The organism is Tsukamurella paurometabola DSM 20162 (assembly GCF_000092225.1).
GTDB lineage: Bacteria > Actinomycetota > Actinomycetes > Mycobacteriales > Mycobacteriaceae > Tsukamurella > Tsukamurella paurometabola.
The window spans coordinates 547,417-562,136 of sequence record NC_014158.1 but is presented as its reverse complement, the minus strand read 5'-3'; the positions used below and the strand labels follow the sequence as shown (position 1 = coordinate 562,136).

Annotated in this window: 14 protein-coding genes; 8 read left to right on the top strand and 6 right to left on the bottom strand. The window is 69.5% G+C overall.

Translation table 11 applies throughout. The annotated features are described in order from the left end of the window. Positions 1–127 precede the first annotated feature (127 nt). The gene (locus TPAU_RS02615) at positions 128–973 is read right to left on the bottom strand and encodes a S1 family peptidase (protein ID WP_041944263.1); all 846 of its coding nucleotides are present in this window, start codon (positions 971–973) and stop codon (positions 128–130) included. 207 nt (positions 974–1,180) lie between these two features. On the opposite strand from TPAU_RS02615, the gene TPAU_RS02610 reads away from it, so the two are divergent. From TPAU_RS02610 to erm, 3 genes are all read left to right on the top strand, one after another. After that, positions 1,181–1,699 carry a hypothetical protein gene (locus TPAU_RS02610; RefSeq protein WP_013125213.1) on the top strand — a complete coding sequence of 173 codons (519 nt, stop codon included), beginning with the start codon at positions 1,181–1,183 and terminating at the stop codon, positions 1,697–1,699. A gap of 188 nt (positions 1,700–1,887) precedes the next feature. Next, entirely contained in the window at positions 1,888–2,610 is a 723-nt protein-coding gene (locus TPAU_RS02605) for a siderophore-interacting protein (RefSeq protein ID WP_013125212.1), read from the top strand. 189 nt (positions 2,611–2,799) lie between these two features. Further along, complete coding sequence (gene erm, locus TPAU_RS02600) at positions 2,800–3,561, top strand: 23S ribosomal RNA methyltransferase Erm (RefSeq protein WP_013125211.1); 762 nt, start codon at positions 2,800–2,802, stop codon at positions 3,559–3,561. 3 nt (positions 3,562–3,564) lie between these two features. Here the strand turns inward: erm and purT are convergent, their stop codons facing one another. Further along, entirely contained in the window at positions 3,565–5,325 is a 1,761-nt protein-coding gene (purT, locus tag TPAU_RS02595) for a formate-dependent phosphoribosylglycinamide formyltransferase (RefSeq protein ID WP_245537833.1), read from the bottom strand. A gap of 120 nt (positions 5,326–5,445) precedes the next feature. Here purT and TPAU_RS02590 point away from each other — a divergent pair, with 120 nt between their 5' ends. The 5 genes from TPAU_RS02590 to vanX all read left to right on the top strand — a co-directional run bounded on the left by TPAU_RS02590 (position 5,446) and on the right by vanX (position 10,499). Further along, the gene (locus tag TPAU_RS02590; protein ID WP_013125209.1) at positions 5,446–6,819 is read left to right on the top strand and encodes a sugar porter family MFS transporter; all 1,374 of its coding nucleotides are present in this window, start codon (positions 5,446–5,448) and stop codon (positions 6,817–6,819) included. 1 nt (position 6,820) lies between these two features. Continuing rightward, positions 6,821–7,771: a PfkB family carbohydrate kinase gene (locus TPAU_RS02585; protein WP_013125208.1), complete on the top strand. Its 951-nt coding sequence runs from the start codon at positions 6,821–6,823 to the stop codon at positions 7,769–7,771. Positions 7,772–7,837: 66 nt separating this feature from the next. Beyond that, on the top strand, positions 7,838–8,836 hold the full coding sequence (locus TPAU_RS02580; protein WP_013125207.1) for a D-isomer specific 2-hydroxyacid dehydrogenase family protein: 999 nt from the start codon (positions 7,838–7,840) through the stop codon (positions 8,834–8,836). Then, the gene (gene vanA / locus TPAU_RS02575; RefSeq protein WP_013125206.1) at positions 8,833–9,867 is read left to right on the top strand and encodes a D-alanine--(R)-lactate ligase; all 1,035 of its coding nucleotides are present in this window, start codon (positions 8,833–8,835) and stop codon (positions 9,865–9,867) included. The genes TPAU_RS02580 and vanA overlap by 4 nt, the downstream gene beginning before the upstream one ends. After that, complete coding sequence (gene vanX / locus TPAU_RS02570; RefSeq protein WP_013125205.1) at positions 9,867–10,499, top strand: D-Ala-D-Ala dipeptidase VanX; 633 nt, start codon at positions 9,867–9,869, stop codon at positions 10,497–10,499. Before vanA ends, vanX begins: the two co-directional genes overlap by 1 nt. 57 nt (positions 10,500–10,556) lie before the next feature. On the opposite strand, the gene TPAU_RS02565 is transcribed toward vanX, so the two are convergent. The 4 genes from TPAU_RS02565 to TPAU_RS02550 are packed head-to-tail and all read right to left on the bottom strand — an operon-like array spanning position 10,557 to position 14,680. Continuing rightward, the gene (locus tag TPAU_RS02565; RefSeq protein WP_013125204.1) at positions 10,557–11,684 is read right to left on the bottom strand and encodes a sensor histidine kinase; all 1,128 of its coding nucleotides are present in this window, start codon (positions 11,682–11,684) and stop codon (positions 10,557–10,559) included. Further along, a complete protein-coding gene (locus TPAU_RS02560) occupies positions 11,677–12,351 on the bottom strand; it encodes a response regulator transcription factor (RefSeq protein ID WP_013125203.1) in 675 nt (224 codons plus the stop codon). Before TPAU_RS02560 ends, TPAU_RS02565 begins: the two co-directional genes overlap by 8 nt. A 47-nt stretch (positions 12,352–12,398) precedes the next feature. Beyond that, positions 12,399–13,028: an LpqN/LpqT family lipoprotein gene (locus tag TPAU_RS02555; RefSeq protein WP_013125202.1), complete on the bottom strand. Its 630-nt coding sequence runs from the start codon at positions 13,026–13,028 to the stop codon at positions 12,399–12,401. After that, positions 13,028–14,680, bottom strand: a complete 1,653-nt coding sequence (locus TPAU_RS02550) for a RodZ family helix-turn-helix domain-containing protein (protein WP_013125201.1) — start codon at positions 14,678–14,680, stop codon at positions 13,028–13,030. The genes TPAU_RS02555 and TPAU_RS02550 overlap by 1 nt, the downstream gene beginning before the upstream one ends. Positions 14,681–14,720 lie beyond the last annotated feature (40 nt).

The following is a 14,720-nucleotide window of genomic DNA, read 5'->3' as shown; positions in this document are numbered from 1 at the left end:
TTTCGAATAGCACAACAATAAGGGAACTCCCAGCTGATGCGAGCCGTCTCACCGCGAACCCGAGGAAAGACCACCGGCGCAGCCCACGGAAGTCGTGGACTGCGCCGGTGGCGGTGAGAATTGTGGGTCAGAAGACGCCGACGGGAACCGTTCCGTCGACGGTGATGACCTCGCGCACCTCAGGAGACGAAACCCGCTGGGCCGCCGGCGTACCCGCGGTCACCAGGCGCAGTCCCCCGCCCTGGGCGAGCGCGTCGCGCAGGCTCCAGTAGAAGGTCATCCGGGGCACGTCGCGCGGGGCCTCAGCGGCGGTGCCGCCCGAGACGATGCCCAGCGCGGCGCCGTCGGACAGGCGAATCAGCGGGCCACCACTGTCGCCGGGGCGGCTGGTGATGTCGGTGCTGATCTGGGTGGGGCTCACGACCCGCACCACGCCGCAGCGCCATCCCGAGGTGACCCCCTGCTGGCACACGCGGTCGCCCACGCGGGCCTCACCCACACGAGTCGGCCGCACCGGACCACGCTCGGCGGCGCTCTTCGTGGTGGGACGCAGATCGATGACACCCCAGTCAGGAGCCGTCAGATCCTCGGGGAGCACGTAGCCCTCGGGGGTCGTCCGGGCCGGCGGATTCGACGACTGCGCGAAGGTCCCCACCCGCACCAGCGCGTCGGGCTTACCGGGAACCGGGGCGCCCACGGCCTGCCCCCGCTTACCGCAGTGTCCGGCGGTCAGTGCGACGCGGCGTCCATCCGGACGCTCGGCGACGAACGCGACGGTGCAGGTCGACGCCAGCACACGACCATCCGCACGCCGCTCCTGTACGACCCCGATCTCCGAACCCGGTGCAACGACCGGTGCTGCGACTCGCGCCGGAGCGGGAGCGGGAGCAGCCGATACGGACGGCACCCCCACACCGCCCACCAGTGCAGCAGCTGCCATCGACGCGGCGACGACACGTCCAACCCGAACCATTCCGACTCCATCCTCCAAATTCGTAATTGCCAGCAACAAACCTATGGGGTGGCACCCCTCCCCGCCAAGTCCTGGCGCAACAGTGTGGCGCTCGTCGGCATTGCTTGCATTACCATTCGGGCCTGATAGCTGCGGACAGGGTGTAGACCTCGGCCGGTGCGCAGACGGGGCGCGGTCCCCGTTTCCCCCTCGCGGAAGGACGCCGGCATGACGAATCCTGATGACCCCACTCGTCGCTACCAGCAGCAGTCGTACCCGACCCAGCAGCAGCCGGGCTACCAGCAGGCGCCCACACCCGACGGTCCGCCGCCCGAGGTCTGGGCCCGATACGCCGGCGGCATGTTCGTGCTCGGCCTGCTCGCCGTGGGCGTGCTGTGGGTGATGAACCTGTTGGCCAACGTCGTAGGCAATGCCGTCTCCAGCAATTGGTGGACGCACAATCTCACGTCCTCGGCCTACTGGTTCGCGATCGGACTGACCATCGTGGCGGGCGTGATCTACGCCCTCCTGTTCGTCGTCGTGCCACGCAACACCGTCGGCCGGTACTGGAGCGCCTTCGGAGCGATCGCGGTAATCGGAGCCTTTCTCAGCCCACTCGTACCGGGCATCGACAGCACGAACTGGGGCGAAGCGCTCTACCTGATCACCCTCCGCGTACCGGTGGTCATCCTGATCGTGTCCCTCACGGGCGTGAACGGCTCGTCCCTCACCGCGCGTCAGCGTTAGCCCAGTCCCACACCGGCCACACGGCCGCCGCACCGAGTACGCCGTGGCACCGATCGCGAATCTCCCGCGGAGTGGCCGCAGACATAGCGCCACCGCCGGGCCACTGCCAGACGCTTTCACGACCGCAACGCCGCGCGCTGCGAAGATCCGCTCGCCGACCTCCAGTTAATTAGGGTAGGCTCAGCTTTATGGGTAGAGGAGTGACGGGCCTGATCCTCAAAGCGATGCGGGCCGACGACTACGTGTTCACCGTGCTCTCCACGGAGGCTGTCGGCGAGCACTATCACCGCATCCGATTCGACGGTGGCACCTTCTTGACCCAGAACCCCTGGTTCCCGACGATGTGGGTGCGACTGTGGGTGCCGAAGAACGGCGAAGCCACCACCGACGAGGACGACGGCACCCTGGCCCAGCGCGGGTACACCATCATCGACCCCGAAGGCAGCGAGTTCACCATCGAGTTCGCCATCCACGACGGCCCCGCGCCCCGCTGGGCCCGCGACGCCGAACCCGGCGACCGCATCGCCGCCACCATGATGGGCGCCGATCTCGCAGTGCCCGACAACCCGGCACCGTCGGAGTACATCCTGGTCGGCGACGCCGCGTCGATCCCGGCGATCAACTCGCTTCTCACCACGGCGACGGCCCCATGCCGGGTGTTCCTGGAGTACCAGCACGCCGCCGAGCGCGACCTGCCGGTGCGCAGTGAGAACGTCACCTGGGTTCCCCGTGAGGGCCGCGGCGCCACGCTGGTCTCCGCCGTGACCAAGGCCGCGATTCCACACGACGCCTTCCTGTTCGTCGCCGCGGAGACGAAGGCGACGCGCGAGATCACCAAAGCCGCGAAGAAGGACTTCGGTCTCACGAAAGACCGAATCAAGTCCCAGGCCTACTGGTTGCAACGAGGCTGACCGAAATCCGGTGGAACCTCACCGGTATCTCCGCATAAGGTTCCGCTCATGGGAGCCGCAGTAGCAGTGGTGGAGCGCGGCCGCGCCTAGCGCGGTGAAGCCCTCCACCCCGAACCCGCTTCACCGCCTCAGCATTCCGCTGGGCGGCGGTCAGCGCTGCCCGGGTCAGATCGAACCCGGAGAATCCCCTTGCCCACCTACCGTGGCGGCCGGCACGAGCACGGCCAGAACTTCCTCACCGACCGGCGCATCATCGCGTCGATCCTGAACATCATCGCCGAGAGCGACGGTCCGATCCTCGAAATCGGCCCGGGCGCAGGCGCACTCACCGTTCCCCTCGCGAACCTCGGGCGACCGCTCACCGTCGTCGAGATCGACGAGAAATACGTTCACGCGTTGCGCCGCACGAGGCTCGACGCCACCATCGTCCACGGCGACTTCCTGCGCCACCGTCTGCCCGACGAGCCCGCCACCGTGGTCGGGAACCTGCCCTTCCACCTCACTACCGCGATACTCCGTAAACTCCTGCACGCCCCGCACTGGACCGACGCCGTCCTGATCACGCAATGGGAGGTGGCCCGCCGTCGCGCCGGCGTGGGCGGCTCCACCCTGATGACCGCACAGTGGTTGCCCTGGTACGAGTTCCGTCTGATCCGTCGGCTACCGGCTACCGCGTTCACTCCACGGCCGGGTGTCGATGCCGGCCTACTGACCGTCACCCGCCGTCCCGATCCGTTGATGCCGTGGAGCGCGCGGCGCGCCTATGCCGCGTTCGCCCACGCCGTGTTCACCGGCCGCGGGCGCGGACTCGCCGCGATCCTCGCGGGCATCACGCGCCGGGACCGTGCCACCGTCGAGCGCTGGGTCGCGGCGCAGGGATGGCGGGGCGCCCCCTTGCCTCGCGACCTCGACGCCGCCCAGTGGGTCGACGCATTCACGCGATTCGGCTGACCATCAGTCCTGGTGCGGACGCTGCGGCGCCATACCCATCGAGGTAGGCGGATTGTGGTCGTACTCCTCCGCGACCTGCTGACTGTCGGCCTCGGGCGCCGTCGGACTACTCACCGCGGGCCGCCGCTGAGGCTGGATAGGCCGCGGCTGCGCGGGCCGTCGCGTGGCGACGGGATGCATCGCGGTCGGTCCGGACGGGACGTCGGCCGCACCGTCGCCGCTTCGGGGCGCCTGTGGAGCGGGAGGGGCGACCCGGCCGGCTCCCGGACGAACCACCGGCGACGCGGCGGTCGGCGGTGCCGCAGGCGGCGCCTGTTTCGGCCGGACCACCGGCGACGCGGACGTCGGCGGCGCAGAGGCCGGCGGCGGCGCAGCCGGACCTGGATGCGCCGGTGGGCTGGGCGGCGCCTGCGGCGCGGGGCGCTGCGTCGGAATCGCCCGCGTCGACATGTCCTCCTGGACCTGTGGGCGCTGGATCGGGACGGCGACGGTGGCGGGCGCACCCGGATCCACCGGATCCGAACTGTCGACCACCTGGACGCGGTTCGCGGCCTCCTGCGCGTTCGCGCGCGCCACCTCGACGGTGTCGGCCGTCGCGACCACGACGCCCAGGCGCCGCTTCGCGTACCCCTCCGGCTTGCCGAACAGCCGGATGTCGGTCTCGGGGATGTCCAGGGCACGGGCCACGTTGTCGAAGGCCACCGAGCTGCTGTCCTTCGTTCCGTAGATCACCGCCGACGCGGCGGGCGACATGAGCGACGAGTCGACCGGCATCCCCAGGATCGCGCGGGCGTGCAATTCGAACTCCGAGAGCCGCTGTGAACCGAGCGTCACCAGGCCCGTGTCGTGCGGGCGCGGCGAGACCTCGGAGAAGTACACATCGTCGCCCTTGACGAACAGCTCGACGCCGAACACGCCTCGTCCACCCGTGCCACCATCGCCGAGGGCGGTGGTGATCCGCCCGGCGACCGACGTCGCGGAGTCGTACGCGGTCTGGCTCATCGGCTGCGGCTGCCAAGACTCGACGTAGTCGCCGCCCTGCTGCCGGTGCCCGATGGGCTCGCAGAACCGGGTGATCACCTTGCCCCGCTCCGAATCGAAGACACGCACGGTGAGCAGTGTGATCTCGTAATCGAAATCGACGAAACCCTCGACGATCACGCGCTCGTTACGCACCCGGCCCCCGGTCACTGCGGCCTCCCAGGCGCCATCGATCTCGTCCGGGGTGCGCACCACCGTCTGGCCCTTGCCCGAACTGGACATGACGGGCTTGACCACGCACGGGAAGCCCACCTCCCGGGCTCCGGTGCGCAGTTCCTCGACCGACGATGCGAAGGCGTACGGCGAACACGGCAGGCCCAGGTCCTCGGCGGCCAGCTTGCGGATGCCCTCGCGGTCCATCGTCAAGGAGACGGCGCGGGCGGTCGGAATGACTTCGGCGACGCCCTCCTCCTCGACGGCGATCAGCGCCTCCGTGGCGAGGGCCTCGATCTCGGGGACCACGTACCGCGGTTTCTCCTGTTCGATCACCCGGCGCACGGCGTCGGCATCGGTCATATCGACCACGTGACTGCGATGCGCGACCTGCATCGCGGGGGCGTTCGCGTACCGATCGACGGCGATCGTCTCGACGCCGAGGCGCTGGAACGCGATCAGCACCTCCTTGCCCAGCTCACCGGACCCGAGCAGCAGTACCTTCGTCGCTCCGGGCGTCAGGGCGGTGCCGATCCTGGGGTTTCCGCCGGTCTCGGTGAGGTTCGTCATGGGGTCCATCATGGCAAACCCACCCGGCCCGAAGCACGCCGCAGACCCGGGCGGCGCACGTTCGGTCGTGTTCATCCTGTTGTGCCACGCGCGGCTGCGGCCGGTGCCTATGTTCAGGAGATGAAAGCACTGGTGATCCGCAGTGCCGTGGTGGCGTCGCTCGGCGGCCTCATCTTCGGCTTCGACACCGCGGTGATCTCGGGGGCCGAGAAGCAGATCCAGGAGCTGTTCCAGCTCAGCGATGCGATGCTCGGCTTCACCGTGACCACCGCGCTCATCGGCACCATCATCGGAGCGCTGGTCACCGGAAGACCCGCAGATCGCTTCGGCCGCAAGAAGGTGCTGTACCTGATCGGTCTGCTGTACGTGGTGGGGGCGCTCGGCTCCGCGCTCGCCGGGTCGGTCGAGGCGCTCATGCTGTTCCGGTTCATCGGCGGCCTCGGCGTGGGCGCCTCCAGCGTGTGCGCTCCGATCTACACCGCCGAGGTGTCGCCGCCCGCACACCGGGGCCGGCTGGTGGGGCTGGTGCAGTTCAACATCGTGCTCGGCATCCTGGCGGCTTACGCCGCCAACGCGATCATCCGCGCCATCGACGATGGCCCGGACGCCTGGCGCTGGATGCTCGGTGTGATGGCGGTCCCCGCGGCACTATTCCTCGTGCTCCTGGCGACGGTGCCGGAGACGCCGCGCTGGCTCGCCGCGCACGGCCGCATTGATGAGGCCCGGTCCACCTCCGAGCGGCTGTGTACGACACCGGAGGAGGCCGACGTGCAGATGGCCGAGATCGAGGAATCGCTCGCCGCGGAGGCGGGCACGCGGGGCGTGAAGTTCTTCACCCGCGGCCACCGCAAGGTGATCATGCTGGCCGTGGCAATCGCCTTCTTCAATCAGATGTCGGGCATCAACGCGATCCTCTACTACGCACCGCGCGTCATGGAGGATGCCGGCGCCAGTAGCAACGCCGCATACCTGATGAGCATCGCCGTGGGCGTCGTGAACCTGGTCGCCACGATGGCCGCACTCACCGTGATCGACAAGCTGGGGCGGCGCCGGCTGATGTTGATCGGCTCGGTGGGCTATCTGTTCTCCCTGGGCTTCCTGGCAGCCGTCATGTTCCTCTACGACGGTGCCTACGACGGGACATCCGCAATCCTGATCCTGGTGGGGTTGGCGGTCTTCATCGCCTCGCACGCCTTCGGGCAAGGCGCGGTGATCTGGGTATTCATCTCCGAGATCTTCCCAAACCGGATCCGCGGCCGCGGGCAGGCGCTCGGCAGCTTCACGCACTGGATGTGGGCGGCCATCGTCACCTTCGCCTTCCCTCCGATCGTGGGGGCGCTCGGCGGCGGCGTCGCCTTCTCCATATTCTTCGTGGTGATGATCCTGCAACTGGTCTGGGTGATCCGCGTGATGCCCGAGACCAAGGGCGTTCCGCTCGAAGAGATGGAGGCCGCGTTGGATATCGACGATGCAGCCGCCGCGAAGGGACACTGATATGACCGACCGGACCCTGTGTCTCGGCGAGGCACTCGTCGACGTGGTTCTGCGCGACGGTGCCGAGCCCGTCGAGCACGTCGGCGGCAGCCTGTTCAACGTGGCGTGCGGGCTGGCAGCACTGGGGGATCCGGCGTCGATCCTGTCGTGGTGGGGCCGGGACGAACGGGGCGCTCGCATCACCGGCGCGGCAGCCGGAGCGGGCGTCGAGATCGTCGCCGGGACCGAGGATGCCCCCGCCACTCCCCTGGCGTATGCGCACCTCGACGCCGAGGGCCGCGCGAGCTATGAATTCGACCTGCAGTGGCGAGTGCCCGAGACCGGCGACCTGGAGCGGTACGGGCACCTGCACACCGGCAGTTTCGCGGCCACGCTCGGGCCCGGCGCCGACGGTGTGCGCGATGTGGCCGCCCGGATCCGCGATCACGCCACCGTGTCCTACGACCCGAACATCCGGCCCGCCCTCATGGGAACCCCGGCTGAGGTACTGCCGCGCATCACCGAGCTGATCGGGCTCGCCGATGTGGTCAAGGCCAGCGACGAGGACATCTCCTGGCTGCATCCGGGGGAACCGGTCGAAGACGTCATGCGCCGGTGGGTCGCGGCGGGCCCGGCGCTCGTGGTGGTCACCCGCGGGCCATGGGGCGCGTACGCGCTGCTCGCCGGAAACCGGGACATGCTGCATGTGGACCAGTTGACCGTCGAGGTCGCCGATACGGTGGGCGCCGGTGACTCCTTCATGGCGGGACTGATCTCCGGACTGCTCGACGCCGGCTACCTGGGCTCGCGGTACGCCGCTCGGCGGCTACGCGGCGCACGATGGAGCGATGTACAACCCGCGCTGCACCGGGCCGTGATCACCTCGGCGCTCACGGTGAGCCGGGCGGGCGCCTACGGCCCCTCGATGACCGAGGTCGAGACGGTACGCGCGCGGGACACCACCCTGCGCTGACACCTATCGTCCGCATATCCAAATCCGGATACGCCCCGGCAACGTCGTCTCTCGTTGACTGGGTGCATGACCCAGACAACGATCGCCCCGCTCGCGGCTCGTGCGCCGCGCCCGACCGGCATCACCGTCTACGGCTGCGCGGACGACGAAGCCGCGTTGTTCCGGAAGGCGGCGCCCCGGTGGGGAATCCCTCTCATCATCACCGAGCTACCCCTGTCCGAGGAGAACGTCATGCTGGCGTTCGGCCGCAGGACCATCAGCGTCGGCCACCGCACGCCCGTAACCCATCCCGTTCTGCTGGCACTGAGCCGGATCGGGGTTCGCTACGTATCCACCCGAAGCGCAGGGTTCGACCACATCGACGTCGAGTACGCGGCCCAGTTGGGGATCACCGTGGGCAACGTCGACTACTCGCCGGACAGCGTGGCCGATTACACCCTGATGCTGATGCTCATGGCGATCCGCGACGCCAAAGCGGTGATGCGGCGCACCGACTCCCACGACTACCGGCTCAGCCGACACCGCGGCCGTGAGCTGCGCGACCTCACCGTCGGCGTGATCGGCGCCGGTCGCATCGGATCGGCGGTCGTCGAGCGTCTCACCGGATTCGGCTGCCGTGTCCTGACCGCGGACACCCGCCCTGGCGATGACCATGTGAGCCTCGACCACCTCCTGGCGAGCAGCGACATCATCACACTGCACACCCCACTCACCGCGGACACTCATCACCTGCTCGATGCGGCGCGGATCCACCGAATGAGGCCGGGAGCCATCGTGGTCAACACCGGCCGCGGCGCCCTCATCGACACCGATGCTCTCGTCGACGCCCTGGAGGCCGGACATCTCGGCGGCGCAGCCCTCGACGTGCTGGAGGGCGAGCACGGCATCTTCTACACCGATCGTCGCGACCGGCCCGTGCAGAACTCGGCGCTGCTGCGGTTGCAGCACTTGCCGAACGCGATCATCAGCCCGCACGCCGCCTACTTCACCGATCACGCGCTCCGCGACACCGTGCACAACAGCCTGCTGAACTGCCTGACTTTCGAGGAGAACGAGAACTCATGAGCAGGATCAGGATCGGCGTCCTCTTCGGTGGCGCCTCCGAGGAGCATCCCGTCTCCGTGAAGTCGGCCCGGGAGGTCGCGCGCAACCTCGATCCGGACCGGTACGAGGCGCACTGGATCGGCATCACCCGAGACGGTGCATGGCGCCTGTGCGCAGGGCCTGAGAACGACTGGGAGTCCGGCTCCGTCCCTGCGATGCTCTCCCCGGACCGCGGCGATCACGGGCTGCTGGTGCGCGAGGCCGGCAGGTACCGGGTGGTCGAGCTCGATGTGATCCTCCCGGTGCTGCACGGCCGGTTCGGCGAAGACGGTGCGGTGCAAGGGCTGTGCGAGCTCTCCGGTGTCGATTACATCGGCTGCGATGTGCCGAGCTCCGCCATCTGTATGGACAAGTCGCTCGCCTATGTGATCAGCTCCGCGGCCGGTATCGCGACCCCGGAGTTCCGGATCGTGGCGGGGCACGAAGCACCCGACCCCGCCGAGCTCGCCTACCCGGTGTTCGTCAAACCGGCCCGCTCCGGCTCGTCCTTCGGGGTGAGCAAGGTGACGGCCCCGGACGATCTGCCCGCTGCCATCGAGGCGGCTCGGGAGTACGACTCGAAGGTGCTCATCGAACGGGCCGTCGCGGGCAGCGAGGTGGGCTGCGCGGTACTCGGCGATGGTCGCGGGCTCACGGTCGGCGAGGTCGACCACATCGCACTGTCGCACGGCTTCTTCCGGATCCACCAGGAGGACTCCCCCGAGACCGGATCGGAGAACTCGACACCGATCGTGCCCGCCGACATCCCGGCGGAATCCCGTGCCCGCGTGCAGCAGACCGCGCGCGCCATCTACCGGGCCCTCGGCTGCTCCGGCCTGGCCCGGGTGGACATGTTCCTCACCCCCGGCGGCGAGGTCGTCCTCAATGAGGTCAACACGCTGCCGGGTCTCACCTCATACAGCCGCTACCCCCGGATGATGTCCGCCGCCGGGATATCCCTCGCCGAGGTGCTCGACCGCCTCGTCTGCCTCACTCGCACAGGAGGATCGTGATGAACACCGACTTCGTCTACGTCGACGAGCACGTCCCGGGAGTTCGCTGGGACGCGAAATACGCCACCTGGGACAACTTCACCGGCAAGCCCGTGGACGGCTACCTGGCCAACCGGATCGTGGGCACCCGCGTTCTGTGCGCCGGCCTCCGCCTGGCGCAGCGGCACGCAGCCACCCTGGGATACGGATTGCTGCTGTGGGACGGGTACCGGCCGCAGCGCGCCGTCGACCGGTTCGTGGCCTGGTCCCGACAGCCGGAGAACGGCAGGACCAAGCAGCGGCACTACCCGAACATCGCCCGCGCCGACATGTTCGAGCTCGGCTATGTGGCCACCCGTTCCGGACACAGCCGGGGCAGCACCGTCGATCTCACCCTGTACCACCTGGATTCCGGCGACCTCGCCGATATGGGCGGTGACCACGACCTGATGGATCCGGTCTCGCACCACGGTGCGCCCGGCATCGGCGAGCCCGCGGCCCGCAACCGCGCCCGGCTGGCCACGATCATGGAGGACGCTGGATTTCTCCGCTACGACAGTGAATGGTGGCACTACACGCTGCACGACGAACCCTTCCCCACCACCTACTTCGACTTCCCGATCACTCTTGCGGCGGGCAGCCGCGCCGCGTGAGCGCCGCTCCGCCGGCGGCGGCCTCCTGGTCGACGACGTGCTGACGGCGGCGGGTGCTCACGGTGATCCGGTCGCGGCGGGCAACCGCACCGTGACGCGCAGGCCCCCGTCGGGCCGGGGCGTGAGGGTGAGCGCACCGTCGTGCGCGCGGACGATCCGGTCCACGATCGCCAGACCGAGACCGACCCCGGCGTGGCCGCCGCTGATCCGTCCGGTGCCGCGCTGGAAGGGCTCGGTGAGCGTGGCCACCACCTGCGGGCTCAGCGGAGCGCCCGTGTTCTCGACGGTGAGCTGCGCACCGTCGGCGACGGTCTCGGTACGCACGCGCACGGTACCGCCGCCCGGCAGATTGTGCACGATCGCGTTGTGCACCAGGTTCGTGGCAACCTGCTGGATGAGGGCCGGGGAGCCGGTGGTGGGGGTGAGTCCACCGACGGCCTCGAGCACGACACCCCGCCCTTCGGCGAGCGGGAGCAGGGTCTCGACGGCCTCCTCCGCGATCAGCGACAAATCGACGGATTCACGGGTGAACGAGCGACGATCGGCGCGGCTGAGCAGGAGCAGAGCCTCGGTGAGATCGATGGCCCTCGCGTTCACGAATTGCAGTCGGCTGACCAGCTCGTCGTCGTCGCGCTCGGGATCGCTGCGCGCCACGTCGAGCAAGGTCTGGGTGATCGCCAACGGGGTTCGTAGTTCGTGAGATGCGTTGGCGGCGAAGCGTTGTTGTTCGGCCACGTGCGCCTCCAGCCGGGCGAGCATGGCGTCGAAGGCGTCGGCGAGCTCGCGGAACTCGTCGGCCCGGCCCTCTAGATGAATGCGATGAGCGAGCGAGCCCTCCGCAGCGAGTCGGGTGGCATGGGTGATCCGGTTGAGCGGAGCCAACATCCGGCCGGCCAGCAACCAGCCGCCGACCAGTCCGAAGATCAGGAGCAGACCCAGCACCAACGTCGCCTTGGGCGCGAAGGCGGCCTGCAGGTCTGCGCGGTTGGGGATACCCATGAGCTGCGGTCCCGCACCGGAGCCGGGTTCCCGCGGGCCGAGATCGGGTACGGCGATGACTTCGGGCACGTACCGCAGGAGGAACACCCACACGACGGCGAGCAGCAGGCCACCCGCCACCATCAGGAATCCGGCGTAGCTGAGGGTGAGTTTGAGCCGGGCACTCAGTCCCGGCGGCCTAGTCATCACAGGCCCCTGCGTCGATCCGATAGCCGACCCCCGGCACCGTCGCCACGATTCCCGGCTCCCCGAGGCGCTTGCGGAGCGCCGACACGGTGATCCGGACGGCATTGGTGAACGGATCGGCGTTCTCGTCCCAGGCCCGTTCGAGCAGTTCCTCGGCGCTGACCACGCCGCCCTCCGCGGCCACCAGCACCTCCAGCACCGCGAACTGCTTGCGGGTCAGGGCCACGTACTTGCCGTTGCGGAACACCTCGCGCCGGAACGGATCCAGGCGCAGTCCGGCGATCTCCCGCACCGGAGGCCGACTGTGGGCGCGTCGGCGGTCCAGGGCGCGCAATCGCAGCACCAGTTCCCTCAGCTCGAACGGTTTGGTGAGGTAGTCGTCGGCACCCAGCTCGAACCCGGACTCCTTGTCGTCGAGGCGGTCGGCGGCGGTCAACATGAGGATCGGCATGCCCGTGCCCGAGGCGACGATGTTGGCGGCGATCTCGTCGCCCGACGGCCCCGGGATATCGCGGTCGAGCACCGCGATGTCGTAGCTGTTCACACTGAGCATTTCGAGCGCGGTATCGCCGTCGCCGGCGATGTCGGCCGCGATGGCTTCCAGCCGTAGGCCATCACGCACCGCCTCCGCCAGGAACAACTCGTCTTCGACGACCAGCACACGCATGCGGCCATGCTACGAGCCGCGGTGTATCGCGGGTGTATGGAAATCGATTACACGTCGGTGATCTTCAGGCCCTCCACGAGGGTCTGGACGTCGCCACGCAGCGTCTGCGCCTGCTTCTCCGTCGTGGTCACCAGGAGCTGAACAGCGAGGCGCTGCTGCGCACCGGAGTGGATCACGTAGGTCGAGGAGACCGCGAGTCGGCGACCTTTGCCGTCGTCGTAACTGCCCCGGATCGTCGACGACGGATCGCCGTCGCGGGTACCGATCTGCACGGAGTCCTGGCGGAATCCGGGATAGCGGGTGGTATCGACCGGTCCCCGGCGGACGGCTTCGGCGGGGTCGATATCACCCGTGAGCCGGTGCACGAGGACCGTTGCGTTCGGCGTGAATCCTTCGCTGGTGGCACGGGTATCGGCGATCACCGCGAACGTGTTGGGCAGCTGGAACGCGCTGTCGACGAACCAGTTCGGTGGCTGCTGCACAGCGATGCGGACGCCTTTGAGGTCTGCCGCCGTCTGCGCGACGACGGCGACGCCGTGCGACTTGAGGTATTCATCGAGCGTCATATCGGTAGCGGCCGTGGTGGTCGTAGCCGGGGCCTCGTCGCTCGACCCCGAACATCCGGCGGCGACGAGCACCGCAGCCGTGGTGAGCAGTGCGAAGAGCGTGCGCCGCACTACTTGTCCTTGCCGAGCGTGACTCCGATGAGTCCGCCGATGGTGCCGATCGCGAGGTTCGCCGCGCCGCCGATGCCACCGCCGATCGTGCGCCCGAGGAGTTCGGCGGTCGGTCCGACGATCCGGGGCAGGCCCGGCACGTCGAACGGGGAGGCTCCCACCTTGCCGATCAGCTCACCGATCGCCGCGCCGAGACTGGGGAATCCGGTCGCGGCACCGACCACGGCGCCCGCCGGACCGGCGCTCGCGGCGCCCTGGAGCCCGGCCTCGGCACTGGCTCGCAGCGCGGCGAGCAGCGGAGTGCCCGTGGTCGCGGAATCGTAAGCTCCGCCGATGATCCCGCCGATGCCTCCGCCTGCCGCGGCACCCCGGAAACCGCCGGTGAGCGCGTCTCCGACCACATCGCCGACGACGCCGCCGATCGAGCCGCCGATCCGAGCGCCGGCGTACGGCAGACCCGCAGCGAGGAAGGGGACGAGGACCACTCCGACACCGGTGGCGGTGGCCGCCGCGGAAGCCACGGCCGCGAGGGACGTGCCGATCGCCCCTCCGACCGCCGTGCCCGTGGCACCGGCGACTGTCTTGGACAGCGGGACCACGACTTGCTCCGCCGAGGTGAGGACGGCACCGCCGAGGCCGGGAAGGCTACGCCCGAGCTCGGTCGCGGCTCCCTTGACCGTGGCACCGGCGATCCCGAGGCCACCACCGATCAGATCCAGTCCGTGGTTCCAGCCCAGCAGCTCGCTCGCGGCCCCCTCGGCGGCACCAGCGGCGACCGCGGCGATCGCGGAGCCGATCGACGAGCCCAGGGTTCGCGCGGGCGTGGCGAAATCAGCGCCGCCGACCACGCCGACGAGGCCACCGGTGCCGGTGCCGATGAGGCCGCCGAGGGCGCCGCCGATGTCCCGGGCGAGCTGCACGAACGGGCTCGACGGTGCGGCGGGCACGGTCGTGTCGCCGCCCGGCGAGGCGGTATCGGTGCGCGGCGAGGCGGACGGTGCGACCGTCGGCTGCTGCGCATCCGACTGTCCTGTCGCGGTCTTCGGGGTCGCGGTCGCCGACGTGCTGGCGCCCGACGGTGAGGGTTCGGACGACGCCGTGGCCGACGGCGCGGTGGCGGACGGTACGACCGCCGCGCTGGGCGCGGCGGTTCCCGCCTGCGTCGTGGCGGGCGCTACAGCGGTCGTCGGCGCGGCCTCGGTGGTGCCGGTCGGCGTGGTCGTCGCAGTGGGCTGCTCCGGGGCGGACCCGGTCGCGGTCCCGGTGGTCTGGGTTCCGGTCGCGGCAGCGCCGTTCGCAGTCCCGGCCGACGCGGTCCCGGTGGTCTGCGCACCGGTCGCGGTCCCGGCGGTGCCGGACTTCTCCGCCGCGGTATCCGTCGCCGTGGGCGATCCGGTCTCGGTGCCGCTCGCTGAACCCGCAGCGGTGGGCGCGTCGTTCGACTCCCCTGCGGCAGAGCCGGATCCGGACGAATCAGATCCGGACGAGGCCGAACCGTCCGACGGATCGCCGGCCGTGAGCACGTACTCGACACCCGGCGACGACCGCTCCGCGGTCGGCGGTACTGCGAGTTGGGCACCGACGACGCCCACGACGGTGGCGACGGCGAGTACCGACGTCAGCGCACCACTACGAATCGACTTCAGCTTCATGAGCGCCCCAGGGTTATCGAGGACCGGCACGGGAGGTCGG

Coding starts and splice junctions, on each gene's coding strand:
- TPAU_RS02615 (WP_041944263.1), bottom strand. CDS start 973: ATGGTTCGGGTTGGACGTGTCGTCGCCGCGTCGATGGCAGCTGCTGCA.
- TPAU_RS02610 (WP_013125213.1), top strand. CDS start 1,181: ATGACGAATCCTGATGACCCCACTCGTCGCTACCAGCAGCAGTCGTAC.
- TPAU_RS02605 (WP_013125212.1), top strand. CDS start 1,888: ATGGGTAGAGGAGTGACGGGCCTGATCCTCAAAGCGATGCGGGCCGAC.
- purT (WP_245537833.1), bottom strand. CDS start 5,325: ATGACGAACCTCACCGAGACCGGCGGAAACCCCAGGATCGGCACCGCC.
- TPAU_RS02590 (WP_013125209.1), top strand. CDS start 5,446: ATGAAAGCACTGGTGATCCGCAGTGCCGTGGTGGCGTCGCTCGGCGGC.
- TPAU_RS02585 (WP_013125208.1), top strand. CDS start 6,821: ATGACCGACCGGACCCTGTGTCTCGGCGAGGCACTCGTCGACGTGGTT.
- TPAU_RS02580 (WP_013125207.1), top strand. CDS start 7,838: ATGACCCAGACAACGATCGCCCCGCTCGCGGCTCGTGCGCCGCGCCCG.
- vanA (WP_013125206.1), top strand. CDS start 8,833: ATGAGCAGGATCAGGATCGGCGTCCTCTTCGGTGGCGCCTCCGAGGAG.
- vanX (WP_013125205.1), top strand. CDS start 9,867: ATGAACACCGACTTCGTCTACGTCGACGAGCACGTCCCGGGAGTTCGC.
- TPAU_RS02565 (WP_013125204.1), bottom strand. CDS start 11,684: ATGACTAGGCCGCCGGGACTGAGTGCCCGGCTCAAACTCACCCTCAGC.
- TPAU_RS02560 (WP_013125203.1), bottom strand. CDS start 12,351: ATGCGTGTGCTGGTCGTCGAAGACGAGTTGTTCCTGGCGGAGGCGGTG.
- TPAU_RS02550 (WP_013125201.1), bottom strand. CDS start 14,680: ATGAAGCTGAAGTCGATTCGTAGTGGTGCGCTGACGTCGGTACTCGCC.